The organism is Amycolatopsis sp. NPDC051716, assembly GCF_040681595.1.
GTDB lineage: Bacteria > Actinomycetota > Actinomycetes > Mycobacteriales > Pseudonocardiaceae > Amycolatopsis.
Genome location: NZ_JBFAZA010000018.1, coordinates 94,280 through 112,052, shown reverse-complemented (window position 1 = coordinate 112,052; position 17,773 = coordinate 94,280). Strand labels below are relative to the sequence as shown.

Sequence of the window (17,773 nt, the reverse complement as noted above, 5' to 3'; positions counted from 1 at the left end):
CGGGGCCTTCTTCATGTCCGGGCACTTCGCGCCTGCGCTCCTCCGGGTCTTCGCGCTTGAAGGTCGTCGTGTCTGGGTCATTCGCGTCCGGAGCCGCGGTCAGCGGTCGCCCTTGGCCGCCGCCACCTGGAGGACCGCGCGCTCCAGCGCGTAGCCCGGGTCCGCCGCCACGCCCTTGACCTCGGCGTTCAGCCGCGCGACCACGCGCATCGCCGTCGCGAGGCCGTCGGGGTTCCAGCCCCGGGACTGCCCCTGCGCCTTGCGGATCTTCCACGGCGGCATGCCCAGCTCGCCCGCCAGCTGGTTCGGGTTGCCCCGGCCGGCGCCGGAGACCCGGGCGATCGTGCGGACCGCGTCGGCCAGCGCGTCGGCGACCAGCACGTGCGGGACGCCCAGTTGCATCGCCCAGCGCAGCGACTCCAGCGCCGCCGCGCGATCGCCGCTGACCGCCTTCTCCGCGACCGCGAAGCCGGTGACGTCGGCGCGGCCGCGGTGGTACCGGCGGACCGCGTCGGCGTCGACGGTGCCGCCCGTGTCCGCGACCAGCTGCGTCGCCGCCGAAGAGAGTTCCCGCAGGTCGGAGCCCACGGCGTCGAGCAGGGCGGCGACCCCCGCCGGATCGATTTTGCCGCCCACCCGGCGCACCTCGTGGCGCACGAACTGCTCCCGCTCGGCCGGCTTGGTCAGCTTCGGGCACTCGGTGATCTCGGCGCCGGCCTTCTTCAGCGCCGCCGGGAGCGCTTTGCCCGCCTTGCTGCGGCCGCCGCCGGTGTGCACGACGACGAGCACGACCCCGTCGGCCGGGTCCTTCAGGTAGGCCGCGACGGCATCGGCCAGCTCCTGGGAGATGTCCTGCGCCGACTCCAGGACGATCACCCGGCCTTCGCTGAACAGCGACGGGCTGACCAGTTCGGCCAGCTCGGGGGCTGTGAGATCGGACACCCGGACCCGGGTCAGCTCGGCGGTCGCGTCCATCGCGCGCGCGGCGGCGAGCGTCTCGCGGACGGCCCGCTCGATCAGCAGTTCTTCCTCGCCCAGCACCAGGTGCAGCGGGGCCGGGGCGGTGGCTTGCGCGGTCACCCGGGAATCCTCTCACTTGCGCTCCGATGCGCCCGCTCCGGTGATGTCGAGCGGCCACCGTGGCACGGCCCGAGCGCGATGTCGTACGGTGTAACCGAGGCAGCCCGCCCCGGAGGATCCGGCGTGCGCGCACCGACAATTGAATACCGCTCATCCAGAGGGGCAGAGGGAACGGCCCGACGAAGCCCCGGCAACCGGCGTACAGCCTGTCATCCCGCGATCGCGGGATAGCTGACGACCACGGTGCCAATTCCGGCCCGCTTCGGCGGGGCAGATGAGGAAAGGAACCTCGCGATGACCGCCACCCTCGGCACGACCTCCACCACCAAGACCCCGGATCTCGGACCCGCCGTCGAACTGGTGTCGAAGGAAGAGGGCCACCGGCAGCCGCTCGCTCCGGAGTTCGTCTCCGCTGAAGACTTCTCGCCGCTCGAGGTGGCCTACGACTTCGGCCGCGTCCGCCGCGAAGACATCGAGGCCGGCCCCAAGAACATCTGGCGCTACAAGAAACTCCTTCCCGTTCCGTCCAACGTCGAAGAGATCCCGAACACCGAGCCGGGTGCGACGCGGCTGGTCCGCGCCGACCGCCTCGCCAAGGAGCTCGGCCTCAAGCGCGTGTGGGTCAAGGACGACACCGGCAACCCGACGCACTCGTTCAAGGACCGCGTCGTCGCCGTCGCGCTGGCCGCGGCCCGCGAGTTCGGGTTCGAGGTGCTCGCGTGTCCCTCGACCGGCAACCTGGCCAACGCGACGGCCGCCGCCGCGGCCCGCGCCGGCTGGCGGTCGGTCGTGCTGATCCCCAAGAGCCTCGAGCGCGCCAAGATCCTCACCACCGCGGTGTACGACGGCGACCTCATCGCCATCGACGGCAACTACGACGACGTCAACCGCCTCGCCACCGAGCTCGCCGGCGAGCACCCGAAGTGGGCGTTCGTCAACGTGAACGTCCGGCCGTACTACTCGGAGGGCTCGAAGACGCTGGCCTTCGAGGTCGCCGAGCAGCTCGGCTGGCGCATCCCGCCGCAGATCGTCGTGCCGATCGCCTCCGGTTCGCAGCTGACCAAGGTGGACAAGGGTTTCCGTGAGCTGGGGCAGCTCGGCCTCGTGGACGCCAGCCCGTACAAGGTCTTCGGCGCGCAGGCCACCGGCTGCTCGCCGGTGTCGACGGCGTTCCGCGAGGGCCACGACGTGGTCCAGCCGGTGAAGCCGGACACGATCGCCCGCTCGCTGGCGATCGGCAACCCCGCCGACGGCCCGTACGTGCTCGACATCGTCAACCGCACCGGCGGCGCGATCGAGGACGTCTCCGACGAAGAGGTCGTCGAGGGCATCCGCCTGCTGGCCCGCACCGAAGGCATCTTCACCGAGACGGCCGGCGGGGTCACCGTCGCCACGGCGAAGAAGCTGGTCGAGACGGGCAAGCTGGACCCGGACGCCGAGACGGTGCTCCTCATCACCGGCGACGGCCTCAAGACCCTCGACGCGATCGAGAACCACGTGGGTCCCAAGGCGACCCTGCCGCCCTCGGCCGCGGCCGTGAACAAGGCCCTCGGCTACTGAGCTCCGGCCGGGGCGGGCACTCGGCCCGCCCCGGCACTCGGCCCGCCCCGGCGCTCTGCCCGACCCGGCGCTCTGCCCGACCCGGCGCTCGGTGGAGAGGCACGGCCACGTGTCGCCTCTCCCGGGCTCAAGCTCACCGGCCCCGGCGGCGCACCTTGTCCGCCCAGGCGCTCGAACACGTGTCGCCTCCCCGACGCGAGTCGCCGGGCCCACTACGGCACCTTTCCTTGGCAAAAGTCACCGGCCCACGGCACCTTCCCGGCGAGAGACACCGGCCCGCGGCGCCTTCCCCGGCGAGAGTCACCGGCCCGCGGCGCCTTCCCCAGCGAGAGTCACCGGACCGCGGCGCCTTCCCCGCCCCGGCCATCACCGCCGCGGCGGGCCGCGGGGCTCGCCGCGGCGGGCTATCGCCGTTCCGGCGACGACTGCCGTGTCGCCGTCCACGTCCGTGCGGGTCACTCGTGCACCAAGGGCCGTGAGGGTGTCCATTGTGGACTTGCTGGGGTGCCCGTACGTGTTTCCCGCGCCCACGCTGACCAAGGCCACCCGTGGGGCCACCGCCGCGAGGAACGAGGGCAGCGAGTAGCGGCTTCCGTGGTGCGGCACCTTCAAGACGTCCGCCTTCAGATCTCCGATGTCGGCCAGCAGGTCCGCTTGCGCGGCCAGTTCGACGTCGCCGGTCAGCAGGACCCGGCCCGCCGTCGTCTCCGCTCGGAGCACCACCGAGCTGTTGTTGATCGTCGTGCCGTCCGGTGGCGCGTCCGAACGGGCCGGTACGTAGCGCGGCCCCAGGACGTCGAGCGCCAGGCCCGGCCAGTCCAGCCGCTCGCCCGGGGTCAGCTCCACCAGCGGCACCGCCCGCCGGGTGGCCTCGGCGGCCACCTGCCGCCACGCCCACCCCGGCGACCGCCCCGGCCCGACGGCGATCGCGCCGACCGCACGGCCCTCGAAGACCGAAGCGAGGCCGCCGATGTGGTCGGCGTGCAGGTGGCTCAGCACCAGCAGCGGGATCCGGTCGACCGCCAGCCGGTGCAGGCACTCGTCGACCGGCCCAGGTTCGGGTCCGGCGTCCACGACGACCGCCCGTCCCGGTTCGGCGGTCGCCAACACGACGGCGTCACCTTGGCCGACATCGCATTCGACCATCGCCCAGTTCCGCGGCGGCCACGCCGGCGCCACCACCCGGACCGGCACGAACACCAGCAGCGCGCCGGCGACGAGCACCGCCATCAGCACCCGCACCCGCCGGTGCCGGAGCGCGAGCACCAGCACCACGAGGACGGCAGCGGCCAGGAGACCACCCACCCAGCCACCGGGCCAGGCGATGACCGCGTCCGGCGCCCGCGCACCGTGCCGGGCGACGGTGATCAGCCACCGAGCCTCCGGGTCGGCCAAGTGCACCAGGACCTTCCCGGCGCCCGGCCACCACGGGCCGGTGACCGTCGCCAGCACGCCGAGCACCGTCGCCGGGGCCACCACGGGCGCGGCGAGGACGTTGGTCAGCACCGAAACCAGGCTCACCGAACCCGCCATGCCCGCGAGCACCGGCGCCGTCACCAGGAACGCCGCCAGCGGGATCGCCAGCCCTTCGGCGAAACCCGGCGGGATCCCGCGGCGGACCAGCGCGTCGGCCCAGCGGGGCGCGAGCAGGACCAGCCCACCGGTGGCGCACACCGACAGCGCGAAGCCGAAGTCCGTGGCCATCGCCGGATCCGCGACCACCAGCAAGCACACCGCGAAGGCCAGCGCGGGCAGCGCCGAACCGCGGCGGCCCAGCGCGAGGGCCAGGAGCGCCACGGCCGCCATGACACCCGCGCGCAGCACGCTCGGCTCCGGGCCGACGAGGACGAGGAACCCGGCCAGGCACGTCCCGGCCGCCGCGGCCGACAGCCGGGGGCCGAGCCGGAGCAGGCGCAACAGGAGCAGGACCGCCCCGCAGATCACCGCGAGGTTGCCGCCGCTGACCGCGGTGAGGTGGGTGAGCCCCGCGGAGACGAACTCCTGCTCGACGCGCGGGGACAGCGCGCTGGTGTCGCCGAGCACCAGTCCCGGGAGCAGGCCCGCGGGTTCGTCCGGCAGGACCTGGCACAGGTCGTGGAGGCCGGTGCGCAGCGCAGCCGCCACCCGCTGCCACCACGGCGCCGGGCCGGGGTCACCCGGCGGGCCGCGCACCGACAGCACCGCGGCGGTCAGGTCCGAGCCGCGCGGCGGCATCAGCAGACCCGTTGCCGTCACCTCTTGGCCCGGTAGCAGCGACGCCCACTGCGCGACCGGGGCCAACAGCAGGACGCGGCCGGAGGAGGGGACGGGTCGGCCATCGACCGATGCGGTGCGCACATCGGCGGCGAGGACGACCGACCGGGCACCGGCTTGCTGATCGGCGTACCCCGCGCTCCGCACGGGCTTCGGACGTTCCGCGACGACGACTCGCAACGCCGACGGGAGGCCTTCTGCGGCGGAGGCGCGGAGTTCGTCGCTTTGGGCTTCGCGGATTCGCCAGGAGATCGGGCCGGCGGCGAGGAGGCCGAGGATCAGCAGGGCTGCCGCCGCGTCGCGCACCCGGGGCCGGTCGCGGGCCCGCCACAGCAGCAGCCCGGCGAGCGCGACCGCGGCAAGGCCGGTGGCGACGGCCGTCCACCAGCCGAGCAGCAGGCCGGCCAATGCCGCCAGCCAGCAGGCCGCTGCCGCCGGGACGAGCCGCATGTCCTGGCGGGTGTCGGTGCTCATCCGGGGGCCACCTGCTTTCGGGGGCGGGCGAACTCGCGTTCGGCGATGCTGCGGGCGTGGGCCGCAGCCGGCCCGGTGTTGGTCGTGAGGGAGGTGCTCAAGCGAGTTTCACCTGCTTCCGTGTACGAACGAATGCGTTTTCGCCTGTGCCGTCGGCTCAGGCCCATCGGGAAAGGCTCGCCGATCGCTACCTGGCCGGTGGCGAGCCGGACCGCCACCTCCACTCACAGGTGCGGGCTCGCCTTCGCCCACGCCGCCAAGATCGATCGCAGCGAGCGAGGCAGGCACCGTCGGCAAACCTCGCCGATCGCCACTCCTTCCGCGACGAACGGACCGGCCCTTGCCCACGCCGCCAGGACCAGCCGCGTGGCGACCACGGGAAAGGCGCTCACCCGGCGCCACCCGGCGAACGAACTCGTCCACCTCGCTGACACCCAGTGCCGCCAGGCATGCGCCATCGGAAAGGCACTCATCGCACCGCCACTCACAGGTGCGGGCTCGCCTTCGCCCACGCCGCCAGGACCGGCCGCAGTCAGCCAGGCAGCTGACATCGGGAAGCCTGGCCCGCTCGCCGCGCCTCCCGCGACGAGCGGACCGGCCCTTGGCCACGCCGCCCAGACCAGCCGGATGGCGGCCACGGGGAAGCCGGCGAACGAACTCGACCCACCTCGCCGATACCCACCACAGCCGGCCCGGGTAGGTGTCGCGGGGAAGCTGCTCATCCGACCGTCACCTTCTCCCGTAATTTCTGGAACTTGCTTTCCCCTATGCCGTCGACGTCGCGGAGTTGCTCGACCTTCGCGAAGCCGCCGTGGTCGGTGCGCCACTGGACGATGCGCTTGGCCATCACCTCGCCGACTCCGGGGAGGGTGTCCAGCTGGTCCGCCGTTGCCGTGTTGAGGTCGAGCTTTCCGGCGGCCGCCGCCGGGGTGTCGGGAGCCGGCGGTGGGGCTGGGATGCCGACCGCCAGCTGCTCGCCGTCCGTTACCTTGCGGGCCAGGTTCAGCGCGCCGACGTCCGCTCCCGGCTCGGGGCCGCCGGCCGCTCGCAGAACGTCCGCCACCCGGGCGCCTTGCGGGACCGTGACCAGGCCCGGCGTCCGGACGCGGCCGATCACGCTGATCACCAGGCCCGTCGGCGGCGCGGCGCGTGCCTCCGCCGCCGGTCTTGCGCTCGGCAGCGCGGGTGGTGGCTCGGGCGGTGGACCGCCGCCCACGAGCGCTACCGCGCCGAGGACGATCATCACCACCGCTATGAGGACGCCGGCCAGCGCCCATCGGCGGCGGCCGGTGCCGGCCGGTGCGGCCGGTAGCCAGCGCCGGACCAGCCGGCCGCCCGGGCCGACCGTGCTCGCATCGGGCGAGAGCTGGTCGGCCAGCCAGGAGAGCCGGTCGTTGACGGGGGAGCCCGGATCCCGGGCGGGCTGCTCGAACACACGATCGACGTTAGGACCCGCGGGGAGGTGTCCGACAGGGGTGACGGCGCGTCCTGTGGACAACCGGGGTGTTGTGGATGGATTCGCGGCGCGAGCCCCGGAGCAGGCGTTCCCCGGTGGTATGGGCGCTAGCTTCGGGGCAGGACCGTCCGCTGGACGACGACCCCCAGCACGCCGGGACCCGTGTGCGCCCCGATCACCGCCCCCAGCTCGGAAACCACGCAGCCCGCCGAGCGCGGCACAGCCTCCTCGAGCCGGTTCGCCAGCTCGACCGCCCGCTCCGGTGACGCCAGGTGGTGGACGGCGAGCTCGACGTCGTCCTCGGCCGCCGCCTGGGCCGCGAGCTCGACCAGGCGCGCGATCGCCCGGTTCATCGTGCGGACCTTCTCCAGCGGCAGGATCCGGCCTTCGGACATGTGCAGCACCGGCTTCACCGCCAGCGCCGTGCCCAGCAGCGCCGCCGCCGGGCCGATGCGGCCGCCGCGGCGCAGGTGGTCCAGGGTTTCCACGACGAACAACGTCGACGAACAGCCGGCCGCCGTCACCGCGGCGGCCTCGACGGCGGCCGCGGAAGCACCGGTGGAGGCGGCCGAAGCGGCGTGCAGCGCGGCGAACCCGAGCCCCATCGCGGTGGTCCGGGAGTCGACGACGCGGACCCGGTCCGGGCCCACCTCCTGCGCCGCGAGCACCGCCGCTTCCCAGGTGCCCGACAGCTCGCGCGAGAGGTGCACCGACACGATCGCGTCCGCGCCGTCGGCGAACGCCGCCTGGTACTCCTTGACGAACTCGGTGGGTGTCGGCCGCGACGTCGTGACGATCTTCCGCTGCTTCATCGCCTCCGCGACGGCCGCCGGTCCGGTCTCGACGCCGTCGAGGGAAACCACGCCGTCGACCAGGACGTGCAGGGGCACCACCCGGACCGCGTGCCGTTCGGCGAAGCCCTCCGGCAGGTGGGCGGTGGAATCCGTGACTACGGCGACCGACACGCCGTCAGCCTACGTGGCCGGGTGCCGGCACCGGCGCCATCAACACGGACATCGCCGCGCCCACCGCGGCGTGCCCCGCCCAGCCCCAGTGCATGCCGTCCGGGTTGCCCGCGCCGCTCAGCACGTGCTCCCCGACGACGGCTTCGAGGTCCAGCAACGGAACTCCCGCTCGCGCGCTCCAGGCCGCCATCGCCGCCGCCGCGGCCGGGCGCGCGGTGTGCACGCCGCCGTAGGCCGCCGCGCGGTGGACCGACGGCAGCCAGCCGAAGATCGGCAGCTCGGGCCGCAGGACGCGCAGCGCGCCCACGGCCGTGTCGAGGTACTGCACGGTGAGTTTGGCCGGCAGCACCGTGGGCCGGCCGCGCAGCGCCACCGCCAGCCGCGGCTGCGCGGCGAGGTAGGCCTTGCGCACGACGCGCCGCACCGGGTCGGGCCGCAGGTAGCGCAGCCCGGTGCGCAGGTAGGTCGGCAACGGCGAGGGCAGCGTGTCCATGCTGCCGATCGCGAACACGACCGCGTCGACGTGGTGCAGGTCGGCCCAGACCCGCGGGTCGCCGGTCAGCGACCACCAGGCGTCCCGGGCGTTCCAGCCGATGCCGGCGACGAGGTCGGCGGTGCCTCCCAACGCGGCGGCGGCCATGTTGGGCCACAGCCGCGGTTCGTCCGCGGCGCAAGGTCCTTCGGGACCGTGAAAGCTCAGCGAATCGCCGAACACCAGCAGGCGCGGCCCCATCGGCTAGCCGTGCATCCCCGCGTTGTAGGCGTGCAGCCGCCACTTCCCGTCGCGGCGGCCGAGCTCGACCCAGTGGCAGTTCGAGATCCCGCCGAGCGACGGCCAGGTCACGACCGGCAGGTCCAGCAGCCGGGCGGTCAGCGCGATGATCAGGCCGCCGTGCGCGGCCAGCAGCACGGTGTCACCCGCGTCGGAATTGGCTTGCTGCAGGTCCGTGACGACTTCGCCGGCGCGGTCGGCGACGTCGACCCGGCTCTCGCCGCCCGGCGGGGCCCAGGTCGCGTCGGTGCGCCAGCGGTCGCGTTCACCGGGGTAGGCCTTGTCGACCTCTTCGCCGGTGAGGCCCTGCCATTCGCCAAGGTGCGTCTCGCGCAGCCGCTTGTCGATCCGCAGCGGGACGCCGATGGCGTCGGTGAGCACGGTGGCGGTGTCGGTGGCCCGGCGCAGGTCGGAGGCGATGACGAGGTCCGGGGAAAAGCGGGCCAGTGCGGGCGCCGCGAACCGGGCCTGGTTCCAGCCGCGCGGGGTCAGCGCGGAGTCGAGGTGACCCTGCATCCGCCCGGCGGCGTTGTAGTCCGTCTCGCCGTGACGCCAGAGCACCAGCCGCCGCGGGCTCACGGGACGTCCGGGTCCTCGTCGGCGGGTGCCTCCTCGAGACCGGCCACCTCGATGCGCGGGCAGTCCTTCCAGAGCCGCTCGAGGCCGTAGAAGGTGCGCTCTTCGACGTGCTGGACGTGCACGACGACGTCCACGTAGTCGAGCAGCACCCAGCGCCCTTCGCGGGCGCCTTCACGGCGGACCGGCTTGTGGCCGCTCTCGCGCAGTTTTTCCTCGACGTTGTCGACGATCGCGCCCACCAGGCGCTCGTTGGACGCGGAGGCGATGACGAAGGCGTCGGTGATGACGAGCTGTTCGGACACGTCCAGCACGACGACGTCGCTGGCCTTCTTGTCCGCCGCCGCGTGGGCGGCCGCTACGGCCAGCTCTCGAGCCTCGGACGTGGCTGCCACGGTGCTCCTTTTCCAGATCGGGTTCGCCCGAGAAGGGTACCCGCAGGGACCGACAGTGCTTCAGTCGCTCTTCCGGTACAGGTCCTTCTTGGCGATGTAGCGGACGACGCCGTCGGGAACGAGGTACCAGACCGGCTCCCCGCGCTCGACCCGATCGCGGCAGCCGGTGGACGAAATGGCCATCGCGGTGACCTCGACGAGGCTCACCTTGCCGCTGGGCAGGTGGTGGGAGTTGAGCCGGTAACCGGGCCGCGTGACGCCGATGAAGTGCGCGAAGTCGAACAGCTCGTCGGCCTTGTGCCAGGTCAGGATCTGTTCGAGCGCGTCGGCGCCGGTGATGAAGAAGAGCTCGTCTCCGGGGTATTCGGCGTGCAGGTCGCGCAGGGTGTCGACGGTGTAGGTCTGGCCGCCGCGGTCGATGTCCACGCGGCTGACCGAGAAGACCGGGTTCGACGCCGTCGCGATCACGGTCATCAGGTAGCGGTCCTCGGCCCTGGTCACTTCGCGATCGGTCTTCTGCCACGGCTGCCCGGTGGGGACGAAGATCACCTCGTCGAGGCCGAACCGGGACTGGACCTCGCTGGCCGCGACGAGGTGGCCGTGGTGCACGGGGTCGAAGGTGCCGCCCATGACCCCGATCCGCCGTGGTGACATGACCGAAGAGCCTATAAGGCCGGGCGCCGCGCGGCCGGGTGCTCTTCGCCACCTCGCCCGACCGGGCAGAAGTTGTGATTCGGATCACATTACGGCCCGTATTCGTCGCGAACGGTCCGTTCGCGACGCCGCCGATTCCCGATCTGTCGGTGTCATGGGGTAGACGTGGGGACGTGGACACGACCAGCACCACCCCAGCCCTCCGCGACCGCGCCGAGACCCTCCTCCGGGCACTGGCCGGCGATGCGGCGAAGCTGCGCGAAGACCAATGGACGGCCATCGAGGCCTTGGTCGCGCAGCGGCGCCGCGCGCTGGTCGTGCAGCGCACCGGGTGGGGCAAGTCGGCGGTGTACTTCCTGGCCACGGCGTTGCTGCGCGAGCAGGGCAGCGGGCCGACGGTCATCGTCTCGCCGCTGCTGGCCCTGATGCGCAACCAGATCTCGGCGGCGGCGCGCGCCGGGATCCACGCGGCGACGATGAACTCCGCGAACGCCCAGGAGTGGGATCAGGTCCAGGCGGCGGTCGCGGCCGGCGAGGTGGACGTGCTGCTGGTCAGCCCCGAACGGCTGAACAACCCGGACTTCCGCGACAACGTCCTGCCGAAGCTGACCGCGAGCACCGGCCTGCTGGTGGTCGACGAAGCACACTGCATTTCGGACTGGGGCCACGACTTCCGGCCCGACTACCGGCGGCTGCGCACCCTGCTGGGCGACCTGCCGGACGGCGTGCCGGTGCTGGCGACGACGGCAACGGCGAACGACCGCGTGGTCACCGACGTCGCCGAACAGCTGGGCCTCGGCACCGGCGCGGACACGCTGGTGCTGCGCGGCAGCCTCGACCGGGAAAGCCTGCGGCTGTCGGTGTGCCGGCTGCCGACGTCACAGGCGCGGCTGGCGTGGCTCGCGGAGCACCTGGCCGAGCTGCCCGGGTCCGGGATCATCTACACGCTGACCGTCGCGGCGGCGCACGACGTCGCTTCGCTGCTGAAGGACCGCGGCTACCCGGTGGCGGCCTACACCGGCAAGACCGACCCGGCCGACCGGCAGGCGGCCGAGGACGACCTGCTCGGCAACCGCGTCAAGGCCCTGGTCGCGACGTCGGCGCTCGGCATGGGGTTCGACAAGCCGGATCTCGGGTTCGTCGTGCACCTCGGGGCGCCGTCGTCGCCGATCGCGTACTACCAGCAGGTCGGCCGCGCCGGGCGTGGCGTGGAGCGCGCCGAGGTCGTGCTGCTGCCCGGCGAGGAGGACAAGGCGATCTGGGCGTACTTCGGGTCGCTGGCCTTCCCCGACGAGCTGCGGGTGACCCAGGTGCTGAACACGCTCTCCTACGCCGACCGTCCATTGTCGACGGCCGCGCTCGAGCCGTCGGTCGAGCTTTCCCGGTCGCGGCTGGAAATGGTGCTCAAGGTGCTGGACGTCGACGGCGCGGTCCGGCGCGTGAAGGGCGGCTGGACGAGCACGGGCGAGGACTGGCAGTACGACCGCGGGCGGTACAAGCGGGTCGCCGAAGCCCGGGAGCGCGAGCAGGAGGCGATGCTCGGCTACCTCGCGACCGACGGTTGCCGGATGGAGTACCTGCGCCGCCAGCTCGACGACCCCGAGGCGACGCCGTGCGGGCGGTGCGACAACTGCACCGGGCAGCACTGGGACACGGCGGTGGCCGACGACGTCGTCAACGCGACCCGGGAACGCCTGCAGCGGCCCGGCGTCGAAGTCGCGCCGCGGAAGCAGTGGCCCACCGGGATGTCCTCTTTGGACGTTCCGGTCTCCGGCCGGATCTCGGCCGACGACCAGGCCGAGCCGGGCCAGGTGCTCGGGCGGCTCACCGACGTCGGCTGGGGCAACCGGCTGCGGGAGCTCGTCGGGCCGGGCGCCCGGGACACCGAAGTGCCGGACTCGGTGTTCAAGGCTTGCGTCCAGGTGCTCGCCGGGTGGCAGTGGGCGCAACGGCCGGTGGCGGTGGTCGCCGTCCCGTCGGAGACGCGACCGCAGCTTGTGTACAGCCTCGCGACCCGGCTGGCCGAGATCGGCAAGCTCGACTTCCTCGGCGCGCTCGATGCCGAGGGACCGCCCCCGCGCCAGGCGAACAGCGCGCAGCGGCTGGCGGATCTGTGGCGGCGGATGAGCATGCCCGCGGACCTCGCGGCGGTCCTGCCGTCCGGGCCGGTCCTGCTGGTGGACGACGTCATCGACACCGGCTGGACGATGACGCTCGCCGCGCGGCTGCTGCGGCGGGCCGGGGCGCCCGCGGTGCTGCCGTTCGCGTTGGCCAGCACGGCCTGAGGAGGGGATGACGAGGAACCGCGGCGGTCAGGATCTTTCGCACTGCGAATGAATGTGGCAAAGTCCCGTTCCACCTTCGGGTGACATGGGAGGCCGCCATGACCGAATCCGCCGTCCAGGTGCCGCAGCGCCACCGGCTGCCGGTGCGCAAGCTGTTCGCCGCGAGCGCCGGCAACGCGCTCGAGTGGTTCGACTGGACGATCTACGCGACGTTCAGCATCTACTTCGCCAGCGCCTTCTTCCCCGCCGGGAACGACACCCTGGCCCTGATCAACACGTTCGCCACCTACGCGCTCGCGTTCTTCTTCCGGCCGCTGGGCGGAGTCCTGCTCGGGCGCTTCGCGGACACCCGCGGCCGCAAGCCGGCCATGATCCTCACCATCCTGCTCATGGCGGGCGGGTCGGTGGCGATCGGGCTGCTGCCGACGTTCTCGCAGGTCGGCTGGCTCGCGCCGATCCTGCTGCTGCTCGCCCGCGTCGCGCAGGGGCTTTCGCTCGGCGGTGAGGTGTCGAACGCGTCGGCCTACCTGGGCGAGATCGCGCCGCCGGAGCGTCGCGGCCGGTACTCGGCGTTCTTCTACATCTCGACCGGGTCGGCCGTACTGATCGCGACCGTGCTCGGGTTCGTCCTGGCCCGGACGCTGGACAAGGCGCAGCTCGTGTCCTGGGGCTGGCGGCTGCCGTTCCTGCTGGGCGGCGTCTTCGGCCTGGTCGGGCTGTGGCTGCGCCGGAGTCTCGCCGAGACCGAGCTGTTCGAGCAGACGAAGACCAAAGCGCGCAAGCTCGAGCGGCCGCTGCTGACCACGCTGACCCACCACCCCAAGGCCGTGGGCAGGCTCGTCGGCTTCACGATGCTCTCGACGCTTTGCTACTACACGTTCTTCAGCGCGCTGACGTCGTTCGCGGTGAAGAACCGCCACGCGGACGCCGACACGGTCTTCCTCGCGCTGTCCGTCGGCACGGCACTGTTCATCGCGTTGCAGTACCCGATGGGCGCCCTCGCCGACCGGGTCGGCCGGAAGCCGCAGCTGCTCGTCTGGTCCGGGGCGACCGCGGTCGCCGTCGTGCCGCTGTCCACTTTGATCGGTCCGGGCGTCGGAGGGCTGCTCGTCGTGTTCTGCGTCGGGCTCGGGCTGTACACGGCGATGACGTCGATCGCGCCGGCCATCATGAGCGAGCTGTTCCCCACCGAACTGCGCGGGCTGGGCATCGGGGCCTGGTACAACCTGACCGTCGCGATCTTCGGCGGCACCGCTCCCCTGCTCATCACCCTGTTCGGCACCGTGTCCCAGACGCTCTACTTCTGGTACGTCGCCGCGGGCGCCGCGATCGCGTTCGCGGTGATCCTCACGCTCCCCGAGACGAAGGGCAGCGAGCTGCGGTAAACCCTTCGTCGTCGGCCGGTCACGCTCGTTACGCTGCGGGCTTCCGTGACCGAGCCGAAGGAGGGACACCGTGCAGACCGCCGACGTCACCGAGGAGCTGGCGCGCCGTGTGGTGACCGCCGCCGGCGGGGCGCTGGACGTCGAACTGACGCCGGAGCAGGCGCTGGTCCAGGCGTCGCCGCGCGACGGCGTCGACTACCAGGCCAACCTCGCGATGAGCTTGGGCAAGCAGCTCGGTCGTCCGCCACGCGAAGTCGCCGGGCGCATCGCCGGAGCGCTGGAGCTCGACGGGATCGCCGATCCGCCGGAAGTCGCCGGGCCGGGGTTCCTGAATTTCAGGCTGCGCACGGAATGGCTCGAAGCACGCACCGGCGCGCTGCTCGGCGATCCGCGGCTCGGCGTGCCGGAAACCGCGACGCCCCGGCGGATCGCGCTCGACTACAGCAGCCCGAACGTGGCGAAGGAAATGCACGTCGGGCACCTGCGCTCGTCCGTGATCGGCGACGCGCTCGCCCGCCTGCTGCGCTTCGCCGGGCACGAAGTGCTGCCGCACAACCACCTCGGCGACTGGGGCACGCCGTTCGGCATGCTCATCGAGCACCTCCTCGACGTCTCCGCCGGGCAACGCGCGATCGCCGACCTCGACGCCTTCTACCGCGAAGCGCGCCGGAAGTTCGACAGCGACGAAGCGTTCGCGACGCGGGCGCGCACCCGCGTGGTCAAGCTGCAGCGCGGCGACGAAGAGACTCTCGCCGTCTGGCAGGAGCTCGTCGACGAATCGACACGGCACTTCAATGAGGTCTACGCGCTGCTCGGGATCTCCCTGACGGACAAGGACATCCACGGCGAGAGCTTCTACAACCCGCATCTCGCCACGGTCGTCGACGACCTCGAGGAAGCCGGTCTCACCGAAGTCAGCGACGGCGCCATCTGCGTGTTCCCGGCCGGGTTCCGCAACCGCGAAGGCGACCGGCTGCCCCTGATCGTCCGCAAGCGCGACGGCGGTTACGGGTATGCCGCCACGGACCTGGCGACCGTCCGGTACTGGACGGCCGAGCGCGGCGCCACCGACCTGCTCTACGTCGTCGGGACGCCGCAGGCGCAGCACTTCGCGATGCTGTTCGCCACCTGCCGCGCCGCGGGCTGGCTGACCGGGCACGCCGAGCACGTCGGCTTCGGCACGGTGCTGGGCGCGGACGGCAAGGCCATGCGGACGCGGGCCGGCGAGACCGTCAAGCTGGCGGACTTGCTCACCGAAGCCGTGACGCAGGCCGCCGCGGTCGTCGCCGAACGCAGTGAGCTCGACGCGGCCGGGCAGGCCGAGGTCGCCCGGGCGGTCGGCATCGGCGCGGTCAAGTACGCGGACCTGTCCGGCGACCGCGAGCGCGACTACGTCTTCGCCTGGGACCGGATGCTGGCCAAGGAGGGCAACACGTCGGTGTACCTCCAGTACGCGCACGCGCGGACGCGGTCGATCCTGCGGAAGTCGGGCGGCCTGCCGGAGGGCGCCGACGTACTGCTCGAGGCGCCGGCGGAGCGTGCGCTGGCGCTGAAGCTGCTCCGGTTCGGCGAAGCACTGAAGGCGTCGACAAGCGCCTACGCGCCGCACAAGCTCTGCACCTACCTGTACGAGACCGCCGTCGCTTTCTCGCGGTTCTTCGAGGAATGTCCCGTTCTGAAGGCGTCTTCACCGTCGCTGCGCGCGTCTCGGCTGAGGTTGACTACGCTGACGTCGCACACACTCGCGCTCGGGCTTTCCCTGCTCGGCATCGAAGCGCCCGACCGGCTCTAGCGGGAGACCACTGTGGAACTGCCCGGCGATCTGCTCGCTCTGCTGCGCGAGCCCAGCCTCTGCTTCCTGTCGACGCTGATGCCCGACGGCTCGCCGCAGCTCACCCAGACCTGGGTGGACACCGACGGGACGCACGTCCTCGTCAACACCGTGCTGGGTCACCAGAAGCAGCGCAACATCGCGCGTGACCCGCGGGTGGCGCTCAACGTCGCCGACCGCGCCCGGCCGTCGCGCTACTTCGCGATCCGCGGGCAGGTCATCGATACGACCGAAGACGGCGCGGTGGAGCACATCGAGAAGCTGTCGCAGCGCTACCTCGGCGGCCCCTACCCGTGGTGGGGTGGCCGCGACCAGACGCGGCTGCTGCTCACGATCAAGGCGGATCGGATCACGTCGTGATCATCATCGCCGGCTGGCTCGCCGTCGCTCCCGAAGAGCGTGAGGACTACCTGGCGGGGTGCGCCGAAGCCGTCCGTCTCGCGCGGGAGGCGCCGGGCTGCCTCGAGTACGCGCTGGGTGCCGACCTGCTCGACCCCGGCCGGATCACGGTGTACGAGCGCTGGGAGTCCGACGAAGACCTGGAGCGTTTCCGCGGCTCGGGGCCGTCGGACGAGCAGGCGGCGCAGATCCTCGACGCCTCGGTGGCGCGCTACCGGATCTCGGCGGTCGAGGCGCCGTGATCCGCCAGCAGCGCCACTAGTTCGTCCGCCAGACCCCGGTCGACCGGCTCGCGTGTCGCGAGGAGCCGGTACCAGAGCGTCCCGAACACGACGTCGAGCACCGTGCCGGGCCGGACGCCGGCCGGGAGTTCGCCGCGCTCGCGGGCGCGGTCGACGAGCGTGCCGAGCGCGTCACGGCGGCGGAACAGGAAGTCCTCGCGGAAGCGTTTGCCGAATTCCGGATCGATCTGGGCCTGGGCCATGAGCGCCCGGAGCGTGTCCGCGACCGGGGACTTCCCGCCCAGCTCGAACGTGCTGCCCAAGAACCGGGCCAGGTCGGCGCGGAAGGAGCCCTGGTCGGGGACGGGGATCTGCAGGTCCGCCTTCGTCGCGAGCGCGTCCAGCAGGACGTCGGCCTTCGACGGCCACCAGCGATAGATCGTCTGCTTGCCGACGCCCGAGCGCGCGGCGATGCCTTCGATGGTCAGTGCGCCGTAGCCGGCCTCCGCGACCAGTTCGAGCGTCGCGGCGAGGATCGCCAGCCGGCTCTGTTCGCTGCGCTTGCGGCCGGGGCGGGACTGGTCGGTCATGGGATCCGATGGTAGCGTCCATTTCGAAACGAGACGTACCGGTTCGAAATGGGGAACAAACATGAGCATCGCTCTGGTGGCCGGCGGCACTTCGGGCATCGGCCTGGCGACCGCGCGGCGGCTCCGGCAGCGGGGATACGACGTCCACGTCACCGGGCGCGGCAAAGAACGTCTCGATGACGTCGCATCGAGCGACCCGGAGCTGACCGGCCACCAGGCCGACGGCGGCGACGCCTCGGCGATGGCCGCGCTGGCCGCGGCACTCGGGACGGTCGACGTGCTGGTGGTGAGCCTGTCCGGCACCGAAGGCATGGGGCCGATCGATGCGCTGGACCTCGCCGTGCTGCGGCGGGCGTTCGACGCGAAGTTCTGGGCGCACCTGGCGACGATCCAGGCCGTCCTGCCGCACCTGGCGGCGGACGGGTCGATCACGCTGCTCAGCGCGATCACGGCCCGGGCGGCGATGGCCGGCACGGCCGGGATCGGCGCGCTGAACGCGGCGATCGAAGCACTGGTCAAGCCGCTGGCGGTCGAGCTGGCGCCGAGGCGGGTGAACGCGGTGTCGCCGGGAGTGGTCGACACGGCGTGGTGGAGCGGCTTTCCGGAGGAGATGCGGGAGGGATTCTTCGCTCAGACGGCGGCTTCGATCCCGGTGCGCCGCGTCGCGACGGCGGACGACGTCGCGGAGGTGGTGACGCTGGCGGCGACGAACCGGAACCTGACCGGCACGGTCCTGGAGGCCGACGGCGGAGCCCGGCTGGTCTCGCTGGGTTGAGGCTCCACACCCGTGACGAAAAGGGAATCTCGTGTGATTGAAGGGGCATCACACGTGATTGGCGGGTCGACACGCGTGATTGGCGGGACGACACGGGTGGGG

The 17,773-nt window shown here is 72.3% G+C and carries 16 protein-coding genes and 1 riboswitch; of the genes, 7 read left to right on the top strand and 9 right to left on the bottom strand.

The window, feature by feature from the left end; translation table 11 throughout:
* Window positions 1-99: 99 nt before the first annotated feature.
* The gene (gene holA / locus AB0M30_RS25015) at window positions 100-1,080 is read right to left on the bottom strand and encodes a DNA polymerase III subunit delta (RefSeq protein WP_364587845.1); all 981 of its coding nucleotides are present in this window, start codon (window positions 1,078-1,080) and stop codon (window positions 100-102) included.
* A gap of 147 nt (window positions 1,081-1,227) precedes the next feature.
* Window positions 1,228-1,361: riboswitch (SAM riboswitch) on the top strand.
* Window positions 1,362-1,374: 13 nt separating this feature from the next.
* Between holA and thrC the strand changes: the two genes are divergently transcribed.
* Window positions 1,375-2,640: a threonine synthase gene (gene thrC, locus AB0M30_RS25010; protein WP_103343447.1), complete on the top strand. Its 1,266-nt coding sequence runs from the start codon at window positions 1,375-1,377 to the stop codon at window positions 2,638-2,640.
* A 366-nt stretch (window positions 2,641-3,006) separates the two neighbouring features.
* Here the strand turns inward: thrC and AB0M30_RS25005 are convergent, their stop codons facing one another.
* The 7 genes from AB0M30_RS25005 to nadD all read right to left on the bottom strand — a co-directional run bounded on the left by AB0M30_RS25005 (window position 3,007) and on the right by nadD (window position 10,185).
* The gene (locus tag AB0M30_RS25005) at window positions 3,007-5,367 is read right to left on the bottom strand and encodes a ComEC/Rec2 family competence protein (RefSeq protein WP_364587842.1); all 2,361 of its coding nucleotides are present in this window, start codon (window positions 5,365-5,367) and stop codon (window positions 3,007-3,009) included.
* Window positions 5,368-6,085: 718 nt separating this feature from the next.
* Window positions 6,086-6,802, bottom strand: coding sequence for a ComEA family DNA-binding protein (locus tag AB0M30_RS25000; RefSeq protein ID WP_364587839.1), 717 nt, complete (start codon window positions 6,800-6,802; stop codon window positions 6,086-6,088).
* A gap of 128 nt (window positions 6,803-6,930) precedes the next feature.
* Complete coding sequence (locus AB0M30_RS24995; RefSeq protein ID WP_364587836.1) at window positions 6,931-7,788, bottom strand: DegV family protein; 858 nt, start codon at window positions 7,786-7,788, stop codon at window positions 6,931-6,933.
* Between the two features lie 4 nt (window positions 7,789-7,792).
* Window positions 7,793-8,521 carry a diglucosylglycerate octanoyltransferase gene (gene octT, locus AB0M30_RS24990; RefSeq protein WP_364587833.1) on the bottom strand — a complete coding sequence of 243 codons (729 nt, stop codon included), beginning with the start codon at window positions 8,519-8,521 and terminating at the stop codon, window positions 7,793-7,795.
* A gap of 3 nt (window positions 8,522-8,524) precedes the next feature.
* Complete coding sequence (locus AB0M30_RS24985) at window positions 8,525-9,139, bottom strand: histidine phosphatase family protein (RefSeq protein WP_360178671.1); 615 nt, start codon at window positions 9,137-9,139, stop codon at window positions 8,525-8,527.
* Window positions 9,136-9,531, bottom strand: coding sequence for a ribosome silencing factor (rsfS, locus tag AB0M30_RS24980; protein WP_360178674.1), 396 nt, complete (start codon window positions 9,529-9,531; stop codon window positions 9,136-9,138). Before rsfS ends, AB0M30_RS24985 begins: the two co-directional genes overlap by 4 nt.
* A 60-nt stretch (window positions 9,532-9,591) precedes the next feature.
* On the bottom strand, window positions 9,592-10,185 hold the full coding sequence (gene nadD, locus AB0M30_RS24975) for a nicotinate-nucleotide adenylyltransferase (protein WP_103343440.1): 594 nt from the start codon (window positions 10,183-10,185) through the stop codon (window positions 9,592-9,594).
* Between the two features lie 173 nt (window positions 10,186-10,358).
* Here nadD and AB0M30_RS24970 point away from each other — a divergent pair, with 173 nt between their 5' ends.
* From AB0M30_RS24970 to AB0M30_RS24950, 5 genes are all read left to right on the top strand, one after another.
* Window positions 10,359-12,470: a RecQ family ATP-dependent DNA helicase gene (locus tag AB0M30_RS24970; RefSeq protein WP_364587829.1), complete on the top strand. Its 2,112-nt coding sequence runs from the start codon at window positions 10,359-10,361 to the stop codon at window positions 12,468-12,470.
* Window positions 12,471-12,568: 98 nt separating this feature from the next.
* On the top strand, window positions 12,569-13,855 hold the full coding sequence (locus AB0M30_RS24965) for an MFS transporter (RefSeq protein WP_364587826.1): 1,287 nt from the start codon (window positions 12,569-12,571) through the stop codon (window positions 13,853-13,855).
* A gap of 70 nt (window positions 13,856-13,925) precedes the next feature.
* A complete protein-coding gene (argS, locus tag AB0M30_RS24960; RefSeq protein WP_364587823.1) occupies window positions 13,926-15,647 on the top strand; it encodes an arginine--tRNA ligase in 1,722 nt (573 codons plus the stop codon).
* Window positions 15,648-15,659: 12 nt separating this feature from the next.
* Entirely contained in the window at window positions 15,660-16,046 is a 387-nt protein-coding gene (locus tag AB0M30_RS24955; protein WP_103343436.1) for a PPOX class F420-dependent oxidoreductase, read from the top strand.
* Complete coding sequence (locus tag AB0M30_RS24950) at window positions 16,043-16,327, top strand: antibiotic biosynthesis monooxygenase family protein (protein ID WP_364587820.1); 285 nt, start codon at window positions 16,043-16,045, stop codon at window positions 16,325-16,327. Before AB0M30_RS24955 ends, AB0M30_RS24950 begins: the two co-directional genes overlap by 4 nt.
* Here the strand turns inward: AB0M30_RS24950 and AB0M30_RS24945 are convergent.
* Complete coding sequence (locus tag AB0M30_RS24945) at window positions 16,297-16,896, bottom strand: TetR/AcrR family transcriptional regulator (RefSeq protein ID WP_103343434.1); 600 nt, start codon at window positions 16,894-16,896, stop codon at window positions 16,297-16,299. The genes AB0M30_RS24950 and AB0M30_RS24945 overlap by 31 nt on opposite strands.
* Window positions 16,897-16,957: 61 nt before the next feature.
* On the opposite strand from AB0M30_RS24945, the gene AB0M30_RS24940 reads away from it, so the two are divergent.
* Window positions 16,958-17,671 carry an SDR family oxidoreductase gene (locus AB0M30_RS24940; protein WP_364587817.1) on the top strand — a complete coding sequence of 238 codons (714 nt, stop codon included), beginning with the start codon at window positions 16,958-16,960 and terminating at the stop codon, window positions 17,669-17,671.
* The last annotated feature ends 102 nt before the right edge of the window (window positions 17,672-17,773 follow it).